The organism is Kluyvera ascorbata (genome assembly GCF_023195735.1).
In the GTDB taxonomy this organism is placed as follows: domain Bacteria; phylum Pseudomonadota; class Gammaproteobacteria; order Enterobacterales; family Enterobacteriaceae; genus Kluyvera; species Kluyvera ascorbata.
This window is the reverse complement of record NZ_CP096201.1, coordinates 709,045-731,822: the sequence shown is the minus strand read 5'-3', so window position 1 is coordinate 731,822 and position 22,778 is coordinate 709,045. Positions and strand designations below refer to the sequence as shown.

22 protein-coding genes are annotated in these 22,778 nt (G+C 53.7%); 6 read left to right on the top strand and 16 right to left on the bottom strand.

Features of this window, described 5'->3' with window-relative positions:
• Window positions 1-5: 5 nt before the first annotated feature.
• The 9 genes from fimG to MY052_RS03450 form a co-directional block, all read right to left on the bottom strand.
• Window positions 6-509, bottom strand: a complete 504-nt coding sequence (fimG, locus tag MY052_RS03490; protein ID WP_248538215.1) for a type 1 fimbrial minor subunit FimG — start codon at window positions 507-509, stop codon at window positions 6-8.
• 12 nt (window positions 510-521) lie between these two features.
• On the bottom strand, window positions 522-1,049 hold the full coding sequence (gene fimF / locus MY052_RS03485) for a type 1 fimbrial adaptor subunit FimF (RefSeq protein ID WP_248538214.1): 528 nt from the start codon (window positions 1,047-1,049) through the stop codon (window positions 522-524).
• A gap of 10 nt (window positions 1,050-1,059) precedes the next feature.
• Window positions 1,060-3,660, bottom strand: a complete 2,601-nt coding sequence (locus MY052_RS03480) for a fimbrial biogenesis usher protein (RefSeq protein WP_248538213.1) — start codon at window positions 3,658-3,660, stop codon at window positions 1,060-1,062.
• Window positions 3,661-3,732: 72 nt separating this feature from the next.
• A complete protein-coding gene (locus MY052_RS03475) occupies window positions 3,733-4,449 on the bottom strand; it encodes a fimbria/pilus periplasmic chaperone (RefSeq protein ID WP_081918521.1) in 717 nt (238 codons plus the stop codon).
• Window positions 4,450-4,466: 17 nt separating this feature from the next.
• Window positions 4,467-5,006, bottom strand: coding sequence for a type 1 fimbrial minor subunit FimI (gene fimI / locus MY052_RS03470; protein WP_248538212.1), 540 nt, complete (start codon window positions 5,004-5,006; stop codon window positions 4,467-4,469).
• A 69-nt stretch (window positions 5,007-5,075) separates the two neighbouring features.
• Window positions 5,076-5,627, bottom strand: a complete 552-nt coding sequence (gene fimA / locus MY052_RS03465) for a type 1 fimbrial major subunit FimA (RefSeq protein ID WP_035892063.1) — start codon at window positions 5,625-5,627, stop codon at window positions 5,076-5,078.
• A gap of 1,305 nt (window positions 5,628-6,932) precedes the next feature.
• Complete coding sequence (locus MY052_RS03460) at window positions 6,933-7,562, bottom strand: deoxynucleoside kinase (protein ID WP_248538211.1); 630 nt, start codon at window positions 7,560-7,562, stop codon at window positions 6,933-6,935.
• A 248-nt stretch (window positions 7,563-7,810) separates the two neighbouring features.
• Window positions 7,811-8,152 (bottom strand): TehB family protein, encoded by a 342-nt coding sequence (locus MY052_RS03455; protein WP_035892065.1) that lies wholly within the window; start codon window positions 8,150-8,152, stop codon window positions 7,811-7,813.
• Between the two features lie 151 nt (window positions 8,153-8,303).
• The gene (locus MY052_RS03450; RefSeq protein ID WP_248538210.1) at window positions 8,304-10,592 is read right to left on the bottom strand and encodes an FdhF/YdeP family oxidoreductase; all 2,289 of its coding nucleotides are present in this window, start codon (window positions 10,590-10,592) and stop codon (window positions 8,304-8,306) included.
• 333 nt (window positions 10,593-10,925) lie between these two features.
• On the opposite strand from MY052_RS03450, the gene MY052_RS03445 reads away from it, so the two are divergent.
• Entirely contained in the window at window positions 10,926-11,111 is a 186-nt protein-coding gene (locus MY052_RS03445; protein WP_035892066.1) for a P-loop NTPase family protein, read from the top strand.
• Between the two features lie 160 nt (window positions 11,112-11,271).
• On the opposite strand, the gene MY052_RS03440 is transcribed toward MY052_RS03445, so the two are convergent.
• Window positions 11,272-12,453 carry an aminotransferase-like domain-containing protein gene (locus MY052_RS03440; protein WP_035892067.1) on the bottom strand — a complete coding sequence of 394 codons (1,182 nt, stop codon included), beginning with the start codon at window positions 12,451-12,453 and terminating at the stop codon, window positions 11,272-11,274.
• Window positions 12,454-12,584: 131 nt separating this feature from the next.
• Entirely contained in the window at window positions 12,585-14,450 is a 1,866-nt protein-coding gene (gss, locus tag MY052_RS03435) for a bifunctional glutathionylspermidine amidase/synthase (RefSeq protein ID WP_248538209.1), read from the bottom strand.
• Window positions 14,451-14,606: 156 nt separating this feature from the next.
• On the opposite strand from gss, the gene MY052_RS03430 reads away from it, so the two are divergent.
• Window positions 14,607-15,155: a DsbA family protein gene (locus MY052_RS03430; RefSeq protein ID WP_248538208.1), complete on the top strand. Its 549-nt coding sequence runs from the start codon at window positions 14,607-14,609 to the stop codon at window positions 15,153-15,155.
• A 51-nt stretch (window positions 15,156-15,206) separates the two neighbouring features.
• A complete protein-coding gene (gene yghU, locus MY052_RS03425; RefSeq protein WP_248538207.1) occupies window positions 15,207-16,076 on the top strand; it encodes a glutathione-dependent disulfide-bond oxidoreductase in 870 nt (289 codons plus the stop codon).
• 28 nt (window positions 16,077-16,104) lie between these two features.
• Here yghU and MY052_RS03420 read toward each other — a convergent pair whose 3' ends face one another.
• Window positions 16,105-16,395, bottom strand: a complete 291-nt coding sequence (locus tag MY052_RS03420) for a DUF2623 family protein (RefSeq protein ID WP_035892073.1) — start codon at window positions 16,393-16,395, stop codon at window positions 16,105-16,107.
• A gap of 202 nt (window positions 16,396-16,597) precedes the next feature.
• On the opposite strand from MY052_RS03420, the gene MY052_RS03415 reads away from it, so the two are divergent.
• Entirely contained in the window at window positions 16,598-17,638 is a 1,041-nt protein-coding gene (locus tag MY052_RS03415; protein ID WP_123652377.1) for an aldo/keto reductase, read from the top strand.
• Window positions 17,639-17,755: 117 nt separating this feature from the next.
• On the opposite strand, the gene MY052_RS03410 is transcribed toward MY052_RS03415, so the two are convergent.
• Both MY052_RS03410 and MY052_RS03405 read right to left on the bottom strand, forming a co-directional pair.
• Window positions 17,756-18,250, bottom strand: a complete 495-nt coding sequence (locus tag MY052_RS03410; protein ID WP_035892075.1) for a TIGR00645 family protein — start codon at window positions 18,248-18,250, stop codon at window positions 17,756-17,758.
• A gap of 70 nt (window positions 18,251-18,320) precedes the next feature.
• Window positions 18,321-18,830, bottom strand: a complete 510-nt coding sequence (locus MY052_RS03405; protein ID WP_248538206.1) for an ESA_00282 family adhesion-associated protein — start codon at window positions 18,828-18,830, stop codon at window positions 18,321-18,323.
• A gap of 103 nt (window positions 18,831-18,933) precedes the next feature.
• Here MY052_RS03405 and MY052_RS03400 point away from each other — a divergent pair, with 103 nt between their 5' ends.
• Window positions 18,934-19,329 carry a hypothetical protein gene (locus MY052_RS03400; protein ID WP_035892078.1) on the top strand — a complete coding sequence of 132 codons (396 nt, stop codon included), beginning with the start codon at window positions 18,934-18,936 and terminating at the stop codon, window positions 19,327-19,329.
• Window positions 19,330-19,331: 2 nt separating this feature from the next.
• Window positions 19,332-19,775 carry a hypothetical protein gene (locus MY052_RS03395; RefSeq protein ID WP_051910718.1) on the top strand — a complete coding sequence of 148 codons (444 nt, stop codon included), beginning with the start codon at window positions 19,332-19,334 and terminating at the stop codon, window positions 19,773-19,775.
• On the opposite strand, the gene MY052_RS03390 is transcribed toward MY052_RS03395, so the two are convergent.
• Together MY052_RS03390 and MY052_RS03385 are read right to left on the bottom strand one after the other, a co-directional pair.
• The gene (locus tag MY052_RS03390) at window positions 19,748-21,280 is read right to left on the bottom strand and encodes a glycoside hydrolase family 43 protein (protein WP_248538205.1); all 1,533 of its coding nucleotides are present in this window, start codon (window positions 21,278-21,280) and stop codon (window positions 19,748-19,750) included. The genes MY052_RS03395 and MY052_RS03390 overlap by 28 nt on opposite strands.
• A gap of 10 nt (window positions 21,281-21,290) precedes the next feature.
• A complete protein-coding gene (locus MY052_RS03385) occupies window positions 21,291-22,670 on the bottom strand; it encodes a glycoside-pentoside-hexuronide (GPH):cation symporter (RefSeq protein ID WP_369708641.1) in 1,380 nt (459 codons plus the stop codon).
• Between the last annotated feature and the right edge of the window lie 108 nt (window positions 22,671-22,778).

Below are 22,778 nucleotides of genomic sequence, written 5' to 3'. Positions count from 1 at the left end.
CCTGGTCACGCGTAGGTATAGGTGACGTTGATGACCGTCTTAATGGTTCCCTGGGTCGCGCCACCGTTAACCGACAGTGCCCTCACCTTTAGCGGGAAGCGCGCGGACTGCGATGCTTCTTCCACCGTCACCGTCGTGGTCGCGCCGGTGTTCAGCGTATTTCCGCCGTCATCCTGTAGCTCAAGCTGGATGTTTTTGGCGGTCCCCTGGTTCTGGTAATAGCCGGTGGCATCAGCCGTGCCGCTAAAGCTGGCGATCACCCGCGACGTGCCGACCGGGCAGTTGCTGAGTTCAAGCGCCACGCTGTGCCACGCGGAGGCGGAACCAGCGGAAAGCAGGCTAAAGGTATAGAGGTCGCCAAGCTCAACGTTGGCGTTAGTGGTCGATACCGTGCACGGCTTCGCCACCACTTTGCCGTTAACGGTAATGGTGACATCGGCAGCCCATAGCGCCGAAGAGACCGCCGCCAGCGCGAACGCCCACAGCCAGCCGTAATAAAACCGTTTCATCTGCGCCTCCGCTTACTGAAATTCAAGAGTGAACGTCGCCGTGGCGTTAACGTGGCCGGGGGTGACCGGAACCTGCGTTGCCATCAGGCGGGCGTAAAAATTCAGCGTGTTAGTCTGGCCAGGCGTGAGCGTCGTCCACGCAATGGTCGATGACGTGGCGTTAAGCGGTAGCATGGTCTGCTGCCCATCGAGGATCTGAATCCCCATTCCTGCCGCGGCAGACGCGCCGTTGTCCAGCTTTAACAGGCTGGTATTGCCGTTATCCGCCACGCCGATAAACCCAACCTTCACGGCGGAAACCGCCCCGCCGCACGGCGAGAGCACGATGCGAAACGGTACGGCGGGCGTGGTTGCGCCAACGGCGTTGAACTGTTTGGCAGCGTTGTTCATCAGGTCGACGGTAAAGTCCTTCGACTCGCCCGCCACGGCGCAGCCGTTATCCCTGACGTTGCCGGTGATGGTTATCGTGCTATCCGCCGCCAGCGCGCAGGTAGCCGTCAGCGCCAAACACACGCTGAATACGTAAAAGGGGGTTCTCATTCTTCTGTCCTTAGCGGCACACGGCCGATAGCTGAATCAGCGTCTGTTCCTGGCTCTCATTCGGGATGCGGTAGTCCGCCACGCAGCGGGCATCGTCGCCTTCGCCCCATACCGCCTGAACCTTCCCGGCGAGCGGCATCCCGCTCAGGTACACGAGGCCGTTATCCGCCACGATGCTGCTGTTCTGGCTGTCAGTCGACGTGACCATCGCACCAAACGGCACCATCTTGCCGTTGTGGGTCAGCGTCATTAACAGCTTCATCCCAACACGGGGTTTGAATTGCGCCCGCACAATCGCACCGTGGGTTGGCACCACATTGACCACCGCATCGTCTAAATCGACGTTATCGGCCAGTGAGTTGGTATCGAGCGCCACGCGGTTTTCCCGGTATTCAGTGGCGTACGGCAGGACGGCGTAGCCACGCCAGTCGGTGCGCACCCCGGTCTGGTTTTCGACTCTGGTCCCTTCCGCGCCCGGCGCGCTGACCAGCACAACCGTATCGTTCAGCGGTTGGCTCAGCGTCACCCCATTGGCATGCGCCAGCACGCCGCCGCTCATGCCGTAATAGAGCTGTTTCATGCCGTCGCTGTGGCTGTAACCGACGTTTGCGTTGCCATAGCCACCGCGATAGTTCAGCGCCGCATAGCCGGTGCCGCCGCTGCTGCCTTCCCCGCCGCTGGCGTAGCCGGTCTGCACGCTATAGCTCAGGTTGTTATCGTCCAGCAGCGTGCCGTACAGCCCGGCCAGGTTGCTCGTGCGACCGTTGAGATCGTCAGACATGCTGTAGCTGGCGCTGGCGTGACGCCAGACGGATTGGCTATCGGAACGCAGCCAATGGCTGAACGGAATGTTAACGTTCACGGCCAGCATCTGGTCACGCCCGTCCTGCCAGGCGTTTTTGGTCAAGCTGTAGCTCAGCGTCCAGTTGATGTCGTTGACGGCGGTATTTAAACCGGCCTGGAACTGTTCGTCCGTGTTATCGGTTCCCCAGTAGCTTTGGCGGCTACCGCTTAAATACAGGGTCGCCGTGCGCCCCAACTGTTGGGTTACGCTGACCTGCACTTTGCCGCGTTTGCTGTAAGCCAGGTTGTAGTAGTCGGTGAATTTCGGCTTCACGTAGACAGGCCCATCTTCAGTCACCACGCTATGGCCGCTCATGCGCTGATAGGTGGTATCGGCAAAGCCGTAATAGCCCTGCGTAGAGTAGCGGTAGCCCACCAGCTGGATATTGGTGCCAAGATCGCTGAGCGACTTGTTATAGAGAAATCGTACCGACTGGCCCTGCTGTTGGCTGTCATCAGGCAGCGTGGCGTTGGCCTGGGTGATATCCACCGACAGCGCGCCCAGCTCACCCATGTTTTTCCCGACGCCGAGGTTAAAGGCGCGATAACGGTCCGCCAGCTGGGTGCCGCCATAAAGCGTCCATCCTGCCGGTAAACCGTGCATCAGCGTACTTTGAAAGAACGTAGGATCTTCCTGGAGATCGTTGCCGCTGCGGTATTTCCCGGCGGTCAGCGCGTAGCGCGTGTGGCCTTCACGTTGCAATACAGGCACAGACGAGTACGGCACGGTGAAGCTCTGAACGCTGCCGTCCGCCTCTTTGATAGCCACCTGGAGATCGCCGCCGTTACCGGCCGCATAGAGATCGTTAATGGTGAAGGGGCCCGGTGGCACCGTGCTGTGATAAATCTCATAGCCGTTCTGTTTGATAGAGACCTGCGCCGTCCCGCGCGCAATACCGTGAATCACCGGCGCAAAGCCTTTCTGGCTGTCCGGCAGCATATTGTCATCGGACGCCAGCTGTGCGCCGCGGAAGTTAATGCCGTCAAAAACGTCGCCGTTGGTGTAGCTGTCGCCAAGCGTCAAGCGCGAACGGAACGGGGTGATATCCCGCTCCAGCCAGGTGTTGACGTGCTGCCATTTATTCTCGCTCGACGAACCGCTGCTGTAGCTCCAGGTGCTGTTATCACGCAGCCGCCACGCGCCAACGTTGAGCCCGCTTTGCAGGTTCAAATAGGCGTACTGGCTGCTGCCGCCGACGCGATTCTGGACGTTATTGCCGGTGAAGTTGTAGTTCAGCAGTCCGGCGGTAATCCCGTTATCCCACAGCTCCGGTGAAATATATCCACGCGCCTGATTCCCCATAAAGGCCTGTGGAATGGTCAGATACAGGCGCTGCAAACCCACGTCTAAACGAACGGTCGCCTCTTTGATCATGGCCGTAAACGGGACGCAGGCGTCAGGCTCCAGCGCATCCATTCCCTTAATCGACGCCGTATTAAGCCCCATGTTGGCAAGCTGGCCGCGCGTCAGGCACGGCATCAAACCGTGGCCGTCTTCACCGGCGCTGAAGGTGACATCGCGACTCGTCATAAAACCATCGTTCAAATAAATATCAACACGATAGGTGCCCGGCGGCAGCTCCTGCCCCTTCTCAAAGCTGGAGAGATCCGCAACGGCTGAGGGGTCGTCGGCCAGAAAGCGCGGGTTAAAGTAGAGCTCCGCCTGAGCCAGAAAGACCGGTGATGCAAGCAAAGTCACAACGGAGAGTTGCGTCAGCCGTATGCGTCGGGCCTGCAAATGGTCGAGGCCAAATTTCAGATATGACATAGTCCCTCCGGTTCGACATCGCCCGGCTGTCTGTTCTTATTCTGTTCAAGGGATACGGGGAGTTCCCGTTGTTTAGCGCATCACGCCGATAACGCGCGGCGTCAGTGCACCGTAGTCATTGATGGTTCTGTAGGTAATCTCTGCGCCCGCATCATCCGGAATCTTCACGCTGGTTTCGCCCATAGGTGGAACCAATGCGTTATCCAGCACTCGAGTGCCCGCATTGAGTTCAGTCACCGTCAGATAGTACGGCGTAGGGTTGACCAGCGTGAGCTTGCCGGCGCTACGACGAAACGTCAGCTTTTCGCGAGCTTCTTCCGGCGGCATCGCCAGATTTGCCGGGCGGTAATAAAGCTTAATGCGGCTGATAATGGCCAGTTGCAGGGTGTTGTCGTTGAGCTTTGATTTGTCCATCGAGGGAATCGCTTTGACGTTCATCCAGAACAGACTTTCTCTATCCTGCGGCAACTGGTTATTTGAGGCGTCGAGGATACGCAGGGTATTCTCTTTTTTCCCCTGCATCGCAAACAGCGGCGGCGTCACCACAAAGCGCCCGTCTTTAGTACCCGCTGCGTTTTCCACCCATGACTGGATAAGGAAAGTGCCGTTCTCATCGGTATTGGTGACGGCCAGCTGAACCTGTTTTTGTCCCGCAGGGTAAATCACCCGGGTCGCACCCAGCGCTACTCCCGCCTGCGCAGGAGAAACCAGTCCGGCTGCCATAAACAGCATTCCGAACACCATCATCAACGTTTTATTCATATTTACCCTTGGTGTACTCACCGTCATATCCTGTGTTCGGTTAATTACTGATAAGTCAAAGCAAACCAGGCTTGCGCATTAGCCGTGCCGCCGACGACCTGACGGTCCGTTGAGCGGTACTTCGCTACAAAATGCAGCGTGTTCGCTCCATCGTTAAGCCGTACCCAACGACGGGGTTCCTGATTAAGAGGAATGAGCTCGCCTTGAGCATCAAACAGCGCAATACCAATACCGGTCGCGATTCCCGCGCCCTCACCCACGGAGAGCACATCGGGGTCTTTACCGCTCGCGACGCCCTGAAATGACACGCCAACGTGCTGGCTGACCTCGGTGCTACAATCTTCAAGATGGATATCAAAAGCGATCGGATTAGACTCTTCGCCTGCCGCATGAAAACGATGGCTGCTAACCTGCCCCATCTTTACCGTCATCAATCGGTCACTCGCGGCAACGCTACAGGCCTCGGCAATAATGACGCCCTGAAAGCGCATACTTCCGCCGGGCACCGTGACGTTCCAGTGATTCCCAGCCTGAGCAACGGTCGGCAGCAAAGAAACCAACAGCCCCCATTTCATCCATTGCATACTTATTCCCTCCACCCCTTCACGAATAACCGGGCCTTCCTGGCCCTGGTGGCATCCTTGCCGGACGAATTACTCGTACTGTACTTTGAAGGTCGCGTCGGCGTTCGCCGCACCCGCCGTTGCCGCGCCAGTAGCGTAGTAACGAGCCTGGAATGGAATGACGTTGGTGCCATCGTTCAGCGTGGTCGCGCTGCTGAAGGTTGCGCCATCCAATGCCAGCGGTTTGCCTTTGTTGTCGAGGATCTGAATCCCGACGTTAGTCGCGCCGCCGGAAGCTGAACCCTGCAGCGCCAGAACGGTGGTGTTGGTGGTATCAATCGCGGCACCGGAGAAAGCCACGGAGGCTTTCGTCGAAACGCTGGTATCGCAGTCGTTCAACTGGATGTTAAAGCCCACAGCAGAGCTGGTGCTGCCAGCGGTCGCCAGTTTTGCGGAGCGTACCTGACCCATCTGTACCGTCTGGTCGATAGAACCGGCATCAACGGCACAAGCCGCGTTAACCACTTCACCTTTGAAATGAACGGTACCGCCATTTACGGTCGTGGTATCCGCTGCTAATGCAGCCGTTGAAGCCATAGACAGTGCAGAGATAATGACCAGCGCAACCTTATTAATGCCCATAAAACCTACTCCTTATTAATAGAGAATCTTATTCTCATTTTGTTAAAAACAGCGATGGATGGTGATAGCAGAAATATCACCAGATACTTTTTCATTACTTAAGCGAAATTTCTTTTCTCACAGTAATAGTGCCATTGCTGACCACCAGCAATGGCACTACCACCGTCGATTGAGCTTAGAAATATCGAGATAAAAAGAGAGAGCCGCAGCATTATTTCCGCGTAAGCCAAACATCCTTTTTGTTTTCTGTCTCAAATAATAAATATGTTTTTCACTGAATCCTTCTAACTTATTTATTTGGGATACTGAATACCCTTCGCATAGGTAGCGAAAAACAATCAGCTCTTTCTCAGAGAAATCCCTCTGGTCATAAATAGATTTACTCGCTTTATACAGGCATGTATAAAGATCTGAAAACCCTATTTTTTCAGAGACTAACCAAGGGAAAGGCCCCTGAAAATCGTACCCGGAAGAAGCTTCCATCTTGTATAGCAGTACAATTCGACAACGAGAAGTCGGTGAAGCCAATAAACTAAGTATCCGATGTCGCTCTACAACATCTGAAATATAAACAACGAAGATATCTCGAACCGATGCGCGTAAGTAGCACTTCGACCGCAATTGCCGAGAGTGGATCGTTGAAACGTTGCCATCCTGGATAACATCATCATCCTGTAATGCCAAAAGAAAAAAACTGTTATCCGAGATAACACATTGTCTCATATATTACCCCAACGTCCTGTTCTGAGTTTTTATCTAATATTTGTTGTTCCTGATTCTATAAATCCGTTAGCTAAATTTCGGTTTAATTATATACACAGTGAATATATATCGTCAAAAACGATCAATTAATTATTATTGATAGTTATAATCAATTGATTTAATGAATATAGATCGTCTTAATCGATCAATTATTTAATAAAAACAAGAAGATCAATGAAATAGATAATCAATTTTTAGGATTTTTCTATTAATAAGATCTTACGCTTACTGGTACGTCCGCCATCAGATTTGTAATTTTATGTAAAGAGCGTGTTCAGATTCATAATTTAACTTATTTTTCACATTCATATAAATTGATCTAGATCAATTAACGAAGATGGAACAAAAATACATTTATTGACCCACGCCAAATTAAGCCAATAAATTTAGCCTATTAAGGGTAGTTATTGTCGTAATAACCCCCTCAATGGGAGTATAGACGCTGCTTTGCAGCAAGGAGGAATAGAGAACGGCGGGAAATGATCGAGGACGTCAGGCGCAGCCTCCCTATAGGCGCTGCGCCATGGAATAGATTTATCGTTACTATTTCAGGCTTTCAATGACGGCATCTGCCAGCGTTTCCGGGCAGGCAAACCCTGACTCTACGCGATGCGTCAGCAATTTAGATCCGTACTGGCGGGTTATCTGCGGCAGGCAGGCATCGTGGAAGGCTTTAAGGTCGGCAAAATAGTCCAGCGTATATTCGCTCTCCCCCGCCCGCCCCCGCGCCATACAGGCGTTAAAGCATGACTCCACGTCCCGGTCGACATACACCACCAGGTCAATCTGCGGGTAGCGCTTCAGGTAATGCTTAATTTGATAGAAATAGGACATATAGCGAGCCGAAGGCTGTTCGGTCATCAGGAAGTTAACGTGGCAGAACACAATATCGCTAAACAGCGAACGCTCAATCACATAGTTACCGTCAGGAATATCCTGTAAAAGCGCCTGTCGACTGCGGGTAATATAAAGCTGGAATGCCACCCTCACATCCGCATCGCGGGGATTTTCGACGAAGACCTGCAGCAGTTCGAGAAACACCGGGTCTTCATCCACCGGCTCTCGAATAACTTTCCAACTGGCGCCCGTTTTCTTGGATAGCGCCTGAGCCAGAGGATCAAGCAGCGTGGTTTTACCTGCGGCAATATTTGCCTCAATAGCAACAATCTTCATTTAGACACCCTGATGAATTAACGAATTGGCGCGGCGTCAGCAGGACGCTCCGTGTGGCTGGCGGGGCAGGCTGGCCCCTCACAGTATAGATATTCCTGATATTCGGCAGCGTGGAGTAAAGGTTGGTCGCGGCAGCACTCTTGCTCGCCGTAATCGACTCGCGTCGATGGGTTTGTGAAGAATGACATCATGGCGTATTACACTATCGGAAGGGCTTCCCCATCAACAATGATGGGGAAGCCGCAGAGTTAGGATTTTTTCGCGCTGTAGACTTCGTCGCCGGAGAATTCAGGCTCGGCCCAGAAGTTGATGTTGAACTGCGCATCATCGGTCATCTCGATACGGTGCCAGTACTGCGGCGGGCTGGTTGCAAAGCTACCGGCATTAATCACCACTTTAACCTCTGGCTCGGTGGCCTCGCCGTTGGCGAAACCGTAGTAGGTTACCGTCCCTTCCATGACGCAGAGCTGGCCAAAAATACCGGCAGCGGTGTTGTGGTGGCTGAGCAGTGCGGCAGGCACGTTGTCTTTAGTAAAGAACGGGGTGGAACGCTTGATGGTCCAGTTTTTTGGAATTCTGAGATGGCTCATAATGACCTCCGCTTCATAAGATGCATTTAAAATACATCTTTAAAATTTGACTGTAAAGCGTTATTTGAGAATTAATCTCATTACCGAAAGCACGATGTCCAGAAACAACAAAACCAGCCGGAAGGCTGGTTTTTGGCGGTGAAGACGAGGCTTATGCTTTACGGATAAGCACCGGCACGCTCTTGTAGGCAGGCGTCAGACTCTGCGTATCGACGGCATCGAGCGACAGCAATACGTTGGCCTCCGGTAAATAAGCGCCAATGGAACCTGCTGCCATGCTGTAGATAACCACCGTTAACCCATACATCACCCGATCGGTACTCGGTGTACCGCTATCGTCCAACGCCTGAATATTAATGACATCACCTTCCACCAGCCCGCGAGCATCCGCTTCTGCCTGGCTCAGGAACGCTACATCGCGGCGGCCCGTGATCCCACGGTAGCGGTCATTCATACCGTAAATGGTGGTGTTGTACTGATCGTGGCTACGCAGTGTTGCCAGCACCAGCGAATCCGCGGGTTGATTCTGACGTTCGACGGCACGCTCGCGGCTTACCACAAAGTTGGCCTTACCCGTTGCCGTCTTCCACTCACGGCGCGAGGCCGGCGTATCCATGCGAAAACCGCCCGGCTCAGCAATACGGGCGTTATAGCCGGAAAATGCGGGGATAACATCGGCAATGGCATCGCGAATCAGCGCATAGTCGCCGATCATCGCTTCCCAGTTCACCGGAGAGTTCGGCAACGTGGCACGCGCCATTTCCGCTACAATCGCCGGTTCTGATTTCAGCCAACGCGAGGCCGGTTTCAGCGCTCCGCAGGAAGCGTGCACCATCGACATGGAATCTTCGACGGTAACCGACTGAATCCCGCTGGCCTGCATGTCACGTTCCGTACGGCCCAGCGCCGGTAGCAGATAGTTGTGCTTCGCCATCAGCAGATGCGAGCGGTTAAGTTTCGTGGCGACGTGTACCTGCAGTTCGAGCTTTTTCATCGCCTCGAAGGTTCGCTGCGGATTCGGCATCGCCACCGCCAGATTACCGCCCATGCAGATCAGCGCTTTAGCATCGCCACGTTCGATGGCGCGAATGCTCTCTACGCTGGAGCGACCGTGTTTGCGAGAAACGCTGATGTTAAAGCGTCCTTCCAGTCGTACCAGAAATTCTTCTGATGCCGCTTCGTTAATGCCTACCGATCGGTCACCCTGCACGTTGGAATGACCACGCAGCGGGCAGATCCCCGCCCCTTTCTTACCCATATTGCCCTTCAGCAACAGCAGGTTCACCAGCTGCTGAACGTTCTCGGTACCGTTCTTGTGCTGGGTGATACCTAACCCATAGCAAATAATGGTGGCGTTAGATTTATCGTAACGATCCGCGAGATCTTCCATCTGGCTACGGCTTAGCCCTGAGTCGAGTTCCAGTTCCGCCCAGCTACAGCGGTGCAGATCGTCATACAGTTCCTGATAGCCGTGGGTATGCTCAGCCAAAAACGCGCGGTCGAGGCACGGTTCCTGGCCAAGCAAAATACGGGCTTCATCCATCTCAATCAGCGCTTTCATGACGCCTTTGAGCAGCGAGGCATCGCCGCCCATTTTCACCTGGTAGTACTCGTTGCTCAGCGTCGTCGCGTGCCCCTGGAGCATATCCGTCGGGCTTTGTGGGAAGCTAAAGCGCTCAAGCCCCCTTTCCGCCAATGGGTTGATGGAGATAATGCGGGCACCACGCTGCGCCACTTCACGGAGCGTGGTGAGCATACGCGGATGGTTGGTGCCAGGATTGTGCCCGATGCAAATCACCAGGTCGCAGTGTTCAAAGTCGTCCAGTTCGACGGTGCCTTTCCCCAAACCAATAGAGGGCGTCAGGCCGGCGCTGGTCGGCCCATGGCACATATTGGAACAGTCCGGGAAATTACTGCTGCCATATTCGCGGGCAAAAAGCTGATACAGGAATGCCGCTTCGTTGGAGGTACGCCCGGAGGTATAAAACTCTACCTGTTCCGGAGAAGCCATATTGCGCAGCTGTTCGCCGATGTCGGCAAAAGCAACCTGCCACTCAACGGCCTGCCAGGTGTCGGTCGCGGCGTCGTACTTCATCGGGTGCGTCAAACGGCCAATATTTTCCAGCTCATAGTCGCTGTAGTGCCACAGCTCAGCAACCGTATGCTGGCGGAAAAATTCCGGCGAAGCTTTCTTACTGGTGGTTTCCCAGGAAACGGCCTTCACACCGTTTTCGCAAAGCTCCATGTGTGAACGGTGTCCAGGGTCAGGCCAGGCGCAGCCCGGGCAATCAAAGCCTTTGACCTGATTCATGCGGAACATCGCGATGATGTCACGCGCGACGGCTTTTTGTGAAAACACTGAGGCAGCCACCGCTTTGACGGCCCCCCATCCACCCGCTGGCCCTTGATAGCCGCTTACACCAGGAACGACATTGCTCATTTTTACCGCTTATTTTGCACCCAATTACAATGGGGAATACGGTAGCAAGTTCATCGGCGTAAAGATTTCCTCTTCACGAGGTACGCAGACTCTACAATGAACGGGTTAGATGACGGTTCCCTTCAGGTAGCAGATAGCGCTCTTTTCTGGCCAGATTTCATCGGATAAAAATGCAATAGTGAAACGATAATCTGCCGCTTAAGTTAAATCAGACATTATGTTTTGCCCGTTAACATCATCAGGATTTCATCTGATAAACACTCCAGGAAAAAGTAGTTGATCTGATAAGCGCTAGCTCTTATTTTCTTGAGAGTTTTCTAATAGGGTCCTACGATGTCTACCATTACAGCCAACAGTATTAGTGAAGCGAACGAATTAATTTCCAGTGGAAAATATAAGGAAATTATTCTTGATTTCGATATTGATGCCGATAGTTTCTTTACCCTCGCCACCGCCCCACATGATATTAAAATAACCCTCACGGATAGAAATAATCACGCTGCGGAAACAGCAGAATAATAAGAAGAATAAATCGGGATATTTTTATGTTGTTATTTATTGGTACTGGGGCCGCCGCCTTTCTGGCGTCGCTGATGCTTATCTGGCTTGATGACCGGATTGCCGACCAGGAATAAGAGAAGAGACTCCGCGCTGAACAGCAGCGCGGAGCAAAACAGAATTACAGTGACTTCGCCAGGCGTTCCACGGCGGTCATCAGCCCTTCCTGCGAGACCGTCGAGTACGACAGGCGCAGAGTACGGGTGTCTGGATTATCGTTATAGAACGCTTCCCCCGGCACATATACCACGCCGTTTTCCAGCGTTTTTTCCAGCCATTTCATGGTATCGAACGGATAGCGGAAGCGCGCCCATAGGAACATCCCCCCCTTAGGGCGACTGAACTCCAGATGCTCGCCCAGACGGCTTTCCAGCGCGTCGGCCAGCGCATCACACTTCTTACGGTAGTCTTCGCGAATGAGCGCAATCTGGTTTTCCAGACGGCCCAGGCTCAGGTACTCGGCGGTGATCACCTGCGACAACATATTGGTGTGCAAATCAGCGGCTTGCTTAACGATAACCGTCTGCTGCGCCAGCCAGTCCGGCATCACAATCCAGCCAATACGCATACCCGGCGCCAGAATTTTGGAGAAGGTCGAGGTGTAGACCACCTGATCTTCACAACCCAATTCAACCGCGTGTTGGTACAGCGGGCGCTGTACTTCATCGGTAAAGCTAATTTCACCGTACGGGTCGTCTTCAATAATGACGAAATCATGCTGCTTCGCCAGTTCTACCAGACGACGACGACGGTCATCGCTCAGGGTTTTACCGCCTGGGTTGCCAAAGGTAGGCACCAGGTAAACGGCTTTCACACGAGTGGTGGAAAGCAGCTCAGCAAGCTGTTCTACCAGCATGCCGTTATCGTCGGTATCGACGCTCAGAATGTTGGCCTGCGCCAGTTGGAAGACCTGCAGCGCCGCCAGATAGGTTGGGCGTTCAACGACAATCGCATCGCCCGGATCGAGCAGCGTGCGGGCCACGATATCCAGCGACTGCTGCGAGCCCGAAGTGATATACACGTGACTTGCCTGACATGCCACACCGCGCGCCTGACACAGTTCGCTGACGGCCTGACGCAGCGGCGGGTAGCCTTCGGTCAAACCGTACTGGAACGCGTCGTTAAAGCGTTCGCTCATCACCTTCTGCACCGCCAGCTCCAGCCCTTCGGTATCAAAAAGCTCCGGGGCAGGAATGCCGCCACCAAGAGAAATCACGCCGGGCAGTTTACTGTGTTTTAAGAGTTCGCGGACGGCGGAGGGTTTGAGTTCACCCGCGCGCACGGCGAGTCGCCGATCGTGCATATTCATTTCCTTTTCTGTCTTGTTGTTGTGTTTATTGCAGGCTTTCTTTTACCGTAGCCCGGCAGAGCTTCGCGACGCCGGGAACATCCCCGGAGTCGGCGTTTTTAACGCCTCGTCCGGGCTACTCACCTTTATTCGTTATCTTTTATTACCACCAGCGGCTCAATATCGCTCTCTTTCTTAATCACCAGAGATTCGTCACCGCGTAAACAGGTGCCGCCATAATTACCGCCGACGGTAAAGGTACATACTTGAATATATTTTCCTGCGACGTTTGGCAAGCACCAAAGTTGCTGGTAAATATTTTTTCTATCAACAAATTTACCGCTGGTTTGGTCCAGCAGCCGATCGTTGCCGCTGACCAGGTCGATATTACTGCCGCAGCGGCCGGAAATAGGCTTAATCGCATAACCCGTTTTTGCCAGATGTTCACTAACTTCGAAATCCGTATCCAGCAGATAAGGATGGTTAGGGAACAGTGACCACAGCACCGGCAGAATGGCTTTGTTGCCAGGAATAACCGTCCACAGCGGTTCAAAGACCATCACTTCCGGGCGCAGCAGCACGTCAATCAGGCGCACTTCGTTATCCGGGTTACCGGTACGAATCGGCACGGCGGCATATTCATCTTCGTCGACTTCACGCACCTGCTCGATGGCGGTTTCCCACGCCCAGGTTTTCCATACGCAGTTTACCAGACGACCATCACCATCAATCAGCTGACCGGCGGCATCCCAGCGCAGTTCGTCGAGGCCATAAAGAATTTTGCTCTCAAAGCCCGCCTGCTCAAGGGCACGCTGCATAAACTGGGCGTGGTAATTCTCTTCCAGATCGTTGTCCTGCATGATGTGCACAAACGGTCTGGCCTGACTGTGTTTCCACGCGCCCACCAGCTCGCCCAGCAGGTCTTCAGCCGGGTTGTGACCGTTACCGCGATAGCCCGTTTTCAGCCATTGTTCGAGGATCAGGCCACCTTCGGTATGGCAGGAGGCGGAGTCGGCGTTGTATTCGTAAACCTTCAGCCCGCGCTCGTCCATGCAGAAGTCCATGCGCCCGGTGATCATGTCGTGGCGACGACGCTGCCAGGAGAGGCGCAGACGCGGCCAGAGGATTTTCGGGATGTCGAACAGCGCCAGCAGGTTGTCATCACGCATCACTTTGTCGGTGGCGTGGAGATACATCAGGTGCATCTCGTTGGTCGCTTTAATCAGCTCCTGCTCGGCGCTTTCCGTCATGGTGAAGTACTGGTACGGATCGGCGTTGATCACATGACCGTTGGCGGCAATATACGCCTGCTGGAGCGAGTCTTTTTCGTCCAGCCATTTGCCGTCGAACTGACCGTTGTTCTCAAGGCGCGCCCCGTCAAGCTTCAGCGCTTCACCGGCAATCGCCGGCTGCGGCAGGCCGTAGCGCGCATCATCGGTCTGAATCATCCAACCCAGAATGGTGGTGTCGTCAAAGGTGTCCTGCAGCGTGTAGTGACCGTCTTTGACTTCGAGCGTCAGTTCGCGGGTCCACTGTTGGCCAGCGGGCAGCGGCGAGTGCAGCACATTCTGTTCTGCAATACGCACCTTATTGCCCAGCAGTTGGGTCACCACCGCCACGTGGCCGGTTTCATTAAACTCACCGCCCTTTTGCCAGATAAGCAAAGAGCCGACGAGCGGCGCGCGGCGAGAACCGTTAGCGAAGGCCTGGAGCGGGAGAATGGCGTCGTTCACCACCTGACGCAGATAGCGCAGCGAGAAAATCTCGTAGGCCATGCCAACGTCGGTGAAGACAAATCCGTAGTTGATAAACAGGAAACGGCGGGCAAACTCGACGCACTGCCACTTGTGGCCCATGTATTCGTTGTCGATATAGCTACGAAACGATGCGTCATCAGGCATGTCGCCCGGTTTTAAGCTGCTGTAATTTGAAGAGTAAATCGCTACGCCACCCGGCGCATACCCCAACAACGTGCCAAATGGGGCGTCACTATTGGTACTTCCCTTGCTCATGAACCTTCCTCAAACATACCGTGCGATTTTCTCGCCCGCACGTTGAAATTAATCCAACAAAAGTGGATTAATCATACACCCGTGTATGCGAGGATGACCCATCAGAGGCAAAAATTTTCATCCCCAAAATGCACTTTAAAAACATCAGGAGTCCACATGAGTTTACAGGCACAGCCGCTAGTCTGGGGCCATGGAACACGTACCTTCGAAGTGTTTCTGGAACCCACCTGCCCATTTTCCGTTAAGACTTTCAACAAGCTGGACGCGCTGCTCGACCTCGTCGGTGAAGAGAATGTCAGCGTCAAAATTCGTTTGCAGTCGCAGCCGTGGCATCTGTTTTCCGGCGTGATTGTGCGCTGTATTCTTGCCGCCTCTACGCTACCCGACGGTAAAGCGGCGGCGCATAAGGTGATGAAAGCGGTTGCCGATCATCGCGAAGAGTTTGAGTTTACCGACCACTGCAGCGGCCCGAATATGGACGCCACGCCGCAGGAGATTATCGCGAGGATTGAGCGCTACAGCGGCGTACCGTTAGCCGCGGCGTTCGCTGAACCTGAGCTGCAAAAAGAAATTAAATGGCACGCTAGATACGCGCGCCAGAACGGCATTCACGTCTCCCCCACCTTTATGGTCAACGGCCTGGTACAGCCGGATCTGGGCAGCGGTGACGACGTCAGCGTCTGGGCGGCACGGATTTTTGCCTGAAGCTGCTAAACTTCACTACCTCAACACATCATCAAAATAAGGCGAGCGATTATGTCAGAGAACACCTATCAGCCACCCAAAGTGTGGGAATGGAAGCAAAACAACGGCGGCGCATTTGCCAATATTAACCGCCCGATTTCCGGTGCCACTCATGAACAAGCGCTGCCGGTGGGCCATCACCCGCTCCAGCTTTACTCTCTGGGCACGCCCAACGGCCAGAAAGTCACGATTATGCTGGAAGAGCTGCTGGCGGCAGGCGTTACGCAGGCAGAATACGATGCATGGCTGATTCGCATTGGCGAGGGCGATCAGTTCTCCAGCGGCTTTGTCGAAGTAAACCCAAACTCGAAAATTCCCGCCCTTAGCGACCATTCCACCACGCCGCCGACTCGCGTGTTTGAGTCCGGCAATATTCTGCTCTATCTGGCGGAGAAATTCGGTCACTTCCTGCCAAAAGATCCGGCAGGGCGCACCGAAACGCTGAACTGGCTATTCTGGCTACAGGGCTCAGCCCCGTTCCTCGGCGGCGGTTTTGGTCACTTTTATAACTATGCGCCGGTGAAGATTGAGTACGCGATTGACCGCTTCACCATGGAAGCGAAGCGTCAGTTAGACGTCCTGGATAAACAGTTGGCTCGTGGGCGCTATGTGGCGGGCGAAGAGTACACTATCGCCGACATCGCCATCTGGCCATGGTACGGCAACGTGGTGTTGGGCAACGTGTATGGGGCGGACGAGTTCCTGGATGCACAGAGCTACAAGAACGTCATGCGTTGGGCGCAGGACATCGCCAGCCGTCCGGGAGTGAAGCGCGGTCGTATTGTTAACCGCACCAACGGCCCGCTGAACGAACAGCTGCACGAGCGTCATGACGCCAGTGACTTCGATACCAATACCGAAGACAAGCGTCAGCAATCATGATGAGAAACCGGGTGCCAGGCACCCGGTTTTATTGACCTTCCAGCCGGTAGCCCGCCATAAAGTAGCGAACGGTGGTGCTGGAATCGTGCTCTTTAAAGAAATCCATCACCATCTCTTTATCCAGCCCGTAGCGGCGCGTCAACACGCCCGCCTCCCAGGCACTCAGCTGGCGATCGCCGGTTTTCTCAAACATACGGTGCGAAAAACCCAGCACAAAGCCACGCTTATAGTCGGTGCAAAAACCGATGACCTTCTGCGCGCTGTCGGCATAAGGTGCCTTCAGTCCCGCAATTAACCCTTTGCCAAAATGGTTATCCATCTCTACGCCCTCAATCGTTATATATAAAATTATATAGCGATTTTTTGAGCGATGGTAGCGCTATTTAAGGGCTACCCCCTAAGAGGAATAAAGCGCGTCTTTTTCATCCCAACCCCGACAATGTGATCGGCACAACGGGCATTAATCACAAAAATAAGTACGCTAGGAACAGTGTTTCAAAATAAAAAGAGAAGGAGACCTTATGGCCTGGCAAGCAAACCCAGCCCGTTACGAACAGATGCAGTATCGCTACTGCGGCCGCAGCGGGTTGCAGCTTCCTGCACTGTCCCTCGGCCTATGGCACAGTTTCGGCCATATCAGCGCCCTCGACGGCCAGCGTGCCCTGCTGCGCAAAGCCTTCGACTGCGGTATAACCCATTTCGACCTTGCGAATAACTATGGGCCGCCGCCGGGCAGCGCAGAGGAAAACTTTGGCCGCCTGCTACGAGAGGATTTTGCGGGCTATCGTGACGAACTGATTATCTCCACCAAGGCCGGTTACGATATGTGGCCTGGGCCATACGGCTCCGGCGGTTCACGTAAATATCTGCTGGCGAGCCTCGATCAAAGCCTGCAGCGTATGGGGCTAGAGTACGTTGATATCTTCTATTCCCACCGCGTTGATGAGAAAACACCGATGGAAGAGACCGCGGCGGCATTAGCGCAGGCGGTGCAGAGCGGTAAAGCGCTTTACGTCGGTATCTCTTCTTATTCTTCCGAACGTACTCAGGCGATGGTGGAACTGCTGCGTGAGTGGAAAATTCCGCTGTTAATTCATCAGCCATCTTACAACCTGCTGAACCGCTGGGTGGATAAGAGCGGCCTGCTGGATACGCTTGAGCAAAACGGCGTGGGCTGTATTGCCTTTACTCCTCTCGCGCAGGGGCTGCTGACCGGCAAATACCTGAACGGTATTCCGGAAGGTTCTCGCATGCAGACGGAAGGCAAAAAAGCGCGCGGTCTGACGGAGAAGATGCTGAGCGAGAGCAATCTCAACAGCCTGCGTTTGCTGAACGACATGGCGCAGCAGCGCGGTCAGTCGATGGCGCAGATGGCGCTAAGCTGGCTGCTGAAAGACCGTCGCGTGACCTCCGTGCTGATTGGCGCGAGTCGCCCGGAGCAAATTGAAGAGAACGTGAAGGCACTGGAAAACTTGAGCTTCTCGGCAGAAGAGCTGGCGCAGATTGATAAGCATGTTGCAGATGGGCAGTTGAATCTGTGGCAGGCGTCGTCAGATAAGTAAAAGTATGAACATGTAGGCCTGATAAGCGTAGCGCCATCAGGCAGCCCGGCGCACATTGCCGAATGGCGGCGATGCCTTATCCGGCCTACAAACGTACCGGATAAGGTATTTATATCGTTATTTTTTCCCGCGAGTCAGGCTATCGAGATAACCCATCACAAACGCCGACAGTACAAACGTCAGGTGGATAATGACATACCACATCAGCTTGTTGTCCGGCACGTTTTTGGCGTCCATAAACACGCGCAGCAGGTGAATAGAGGAAATGGCGACAATCGATGCTGCGACCTTGTTTTTCAACGAGGTGGCATCCATTTTGCCCAGCCAGTTAAGCTTCTCTTTGTGCTCGCTGATATCCAGCTGCGACACAAAGTTTTCATAGCCCGAAAACATCACCATTACCAGCAGGCCACCCACCAGCGTCATATCCACCAACGACAGCAGCATCAGAATAAGGTCAGCTTCTGCCATGCTGAAAATGTTCGGCAATACGTGAAAAATCTCCTGAAAAAACTTCAGAGATAATGCCAGCAGCGCCAGCGAAAGGCCAAAGTATACCGGGGCCAGAATCCATCGCGATGCGTACATCGCATTTTCCAGAAAACGTTCCATAGCGTCCTGTTCGTCAGTCAAATTCGACCCAGTATATCGCAACTATGCAACATCATAACAACAGATGTATTCACACATCATGAGGGCGAATAAACGGTCGCTGATAGTCTGGCCACACCAGCCCCACCAGCTCCGGATAGGCTTCGTTGGCGAACTCCTGATAGCACTGTTTTAAACTCTGTACCACCGGATCAACCGGCGCAACGCGCTCACCTTTCAGGCAGCGGCGTTTGATTTCATCATAATATTCATAAACCGCCCCGTTCAGATTACGGCAGCGATCCTGCGCTTCAAACAGCCCTGGGGTTTCTTTTAATTCGTCTATCGACATCCGCTTAATGGTTGATTGCAGAAAGTCGATATACTCATGATTAATACGCCAATACCACACGGGAGTGATGCTGCTCATCAAGCTGGCAAAATGGTTTTCACCTTCATCTTTGCTGAGCGGCGCAGGGGCCAAAGGGGCAACGGTTTCATTATTGGTATCGGATGACTCGTTATTTTGACCATACAGAAAAATTAAAATAACGCCGGTGAGTAGCAGTAACACCATCACAAAATAAATAATACCGCTCATGGTTTTCTCCACTTTTTTTGATTTTAAAAGTGCGCCATGATAATGTCAACGAACCTCACTATAATAAAAAACACTTTCCAGCCCCTCGAAAGATGACAGGTATATGATTGCTGAAACCCTTATCCCAGCCCGTTTCTGTATCCCAGCCATAGAGGCTGAGCCGCAGGATATGAAGGCCAGCACGCAGGCAGAGCCGGAGAAGGCTACCCTTGCAGACTGGCAGGATGAGATATTGATAAGCGGTGGCCAATCACGTAACCCATTGCTGGAAGAGCGTGACCGTCATATAAAGGATAGATTATATCGCGTCGCGAAAATTGAAGCCTTTGCCCTTATGCTAAATAACCTGGTTGTTCAGGGAGAGATCTCTTCACTGGAGTTAAGTCAAATTATTGAGTTAAAAACCCAGGAGATAAATGATAATGGCAATGAAATTTGGCTTAATTTAATGACGCAGGAAAAAGTCACACCGCTGTTTTATAATTTAACGGATAAGTAAGTATGAAACTTGTCGATGTTAATCAGGCTAATATATCGTTAAGCCCACAGATAAGCGATGAGACGCTTCTTCAGCGTAACCTTCAGGCGCTGCGCGACGAAAAAAGCGCTGAGGGTCGGCGTATCTCCAGCCCTTCCGTCCCGCTCACCGCCGCGCTGGTCAAAATGAAGTGGAAAAACCGCCGCGAGATTTATGCCTATCAGGTCAAAGAAGAGATCTTTGGCGCAGCCCTTTGCGAAGTGATGGAACGTTACCCGCACCTGCGCGATAAAATTCTCGCCCACACCGAATCCTGCTATCAGCATGTGCTGAGCCGCGAAACCGCAACGCTTGAAATCAGCCGCGGCCTCGCGGATGGTGATTACCGCACCTCAAACGTCATCCTTAAACTGGATAAAGAAGACGAAAAACCTCCCGTTCAACCGGTGATATCCGTCGCGAAATAGTCAAAAGCACAAGACCCCTGCGGTGAATCCGCCTCAAGCGCAAGCGCCACTAGCCCGATTTTCGCGCCGACCCACTTACCTTTTCCCGCCGCAAAGACTGGCGTCACCGGCTGCCAGATTCCCCCTTGTTCACACCAGGCGAAACTGCAAATGCCTCCGTGGGTGACGCTAACACTAAACGCGCACGATGCGCTATTTATCTGCGCAATGACCCGACGGCTTTCGCGCACCACGCCGGCATCGCTCATCCAGCCAGTGACCCAAAGTAACTGATGATATCCGCCCTGCTTTTCAAGCAGCAGCGCCGCGTAGCGCTCACCGTAAATAATCAGGCCGCCGCTATCGCCATTTCCCGCTGCGTTTAGCGTCAACGCCGTTCGGGCAGTAAACTGCCACGCCGGGAATTTTTGCAAAAGCAGATTCGGCTGCCAGTAAAGATTACTTTTACCCTCAGTCTGCACCAGCGGATAACAACGTAAATTCAGTTGATGACTTCCCGGCAACAGCCAACCAGGATTAGGGTTCGCCTGCCACTGCCACTGTAAACCAGGCACGCCTCGCGCAAAATCGTCATCGGTTTGCGGCAAGCGTCGTGCCGATGGCGGCAGGCTTGCCGGGCGCGGCCAGCGCATCACTGGCTGACCTTCCCCTTCACCACCCATCGGCTCACCGATACGTGGCCAACCGTCCTGTTCCCAGCGCATCGGCTGCAGGTGGACAATACGTCCGTAGAGGTGCGCATCCTGGAAATGCACAAACCAGCATTCGCCGTCATCCAGTTCCACCCAACCGCCCTGATGCGGGCCATTCACCGGTGTATCGCCCTGGAACAACACATTTCTGGCCTCCCACGGGCCGGCCATAGTGCGGGCGCGCAGCACAGTTTCCCAGCCCGTCTCCACGCTGCCCGCCGGGGCGAAAATGTAATACCACCCGTCGCGCTTGTAGACCTTCGGCCCTTCCAGCGTCGGCTGATCGCAGCTACCGTCATAAATGATACGACCTTCGCCAAGCAGGGAAGTCCCATCCGGGGACATGGCAAACAACTGAAGCTTGTGCTTGATGCCGCTGCGGCTATGAGCAAAGGCATGCACCAGCCAGGCGTCACCGTTGTCGTCCCAGAATGGACAAGGATCAATCCAGCCTTTCGCCGGTTGCACGCAGTACGGTACGCTCCATGTTCCCCAGGGATCGTCGGTCTGACACATGAAGATTCCCTCATCCGGCGTGCTGAAAAACACCCATAGCTTGTTGTCATGCCAGCGAATTGATGGGGCCCATACACCTTTTCCCGGCTGATATTCGTCATAGCCGGGCAGCGGCAGCGCATCAAAGACGTGGTTAATAATCTGCCAGTTGATCAGGTCCGTTGAATGCAGAATCGGCAGCGCGGGCATATGGTTAAAGCTGGAAGAGACCATAAAAAAGTCGTCCCCAACTCGGACGATATCCGGGTCGGAATAGTCCGCGCACAAAATCGGGTTCTGATACTCAGATTGCGTCATCTCACTCTCCTCAGGCTTTACTCAATTCGCCGTCAACCGCTTGCGGCTCTGCGGTTGTCGCTGGTGCCCCTGCCTGTTGACGAGCGGAGAGGTCACGTTGAATTGCCGCCATTTTCTGGTCGTCGAGCTTATAGAAGCGTGACAACCACCACAGCACCAGGTAAGAGAGTGATGGCCCGAGGGTCAGGAGCCCAACGATGCCCATTGTCGCCATCGGCGTTTGTTCACTCACGCCCGCCTGATAGCCAAACAGCCCCAGCGAGAATCCTACAACCGCGCCCGCAACCGCCATCCCCATTTTCAGCGCAAACAGGTTGCCAGAATAAGAGAGCCCGGTAATACGGCGACCAAACTTCCACTCGCCGTAGTCGGCGGCGTTGGCCATCATGTTCCACTTAAAAGGTTGGTACATCTGGTGGAAGAAGCCGACGAGGAAATAGAGCGGGAACACGACCGGCAGCCAGGTCGGCGGTACGAAGAACATCACTACGCCTACTGCGACCAGCAGCAGGTTAATGTTTTTAAACAGTGATACTGCACGATAACGCTTCGCCAGCCAGCCCGCGGCGATACTGCCGATAATGGTGCCGACGACGCTTGTCGAGACAAAGGCCGATTTCATCGCCGTGCCCGCCGCCGACTCCACGCCCCCCATCATCAGATAGGTGGCGTAATAGAGCGTGGCTGCACTGCGCATCACGCCCGCCATACTGGAGAAGAAGGTAATGATCGCCACGATCCGCCACTGATCGTTTGCTAACAGCGAACGCAGATCTTCACGAATACTGCCCTGCTGCTCAACCGCAGGCGCCACGCGCTCTTTAGTCGAGAAAAAGCAAAATGCGAGCATCACAATAGCAATCAATCCCATGATGCCCATGGTGGCCTGGAAGCCGAACTGCTTATCCTCTTTGCCCAGATAATCGACCAGGAACAGCGTCGCAACGGAGACCATCAGCCCGGCAATAGAGGAAATCGTAAAGCGATAGGACTGTGCCGACAGACGATCTTTTTCATCGCGCGTGATCACCCCACCCAGCGCGCAGTAAGGAATGTTGATAAAGGTGTAACACAGCATCAGCAGGGTATAGGTCAGGTAGGCGTAAACCAGTTTACCTGATGCGCCGAAAGCCGGCGTGGTAAAGGTCATCACCGCCAACACAGCGTAAGGAATAGCAAACCAGATTAGCCACGGGCGGAAGTGGCCCCATCGGGTTTTAACCCGGTCGGCGACAATGCCGGTCAGCGGGTCGGTGATAGCATCAAGAACGCGAGTCACCAGAAACATCACCCCAACCGCCGCCGCGGAGAGGCCATAAATATCTGTATAAAACCAGGTTAAAAACATCGTTACAGAAGAGTAGACGATACCGCAAGCGGCATCGCCCATGCCATATCCCAGCTTTTCTGCGATAGACAATTTGTTGTCATTTGCCACGAGAATGTCCTCCGGAATTGAAGAGGCTTCAATGTAGGAGGATGCCTAAGACAATCCTAT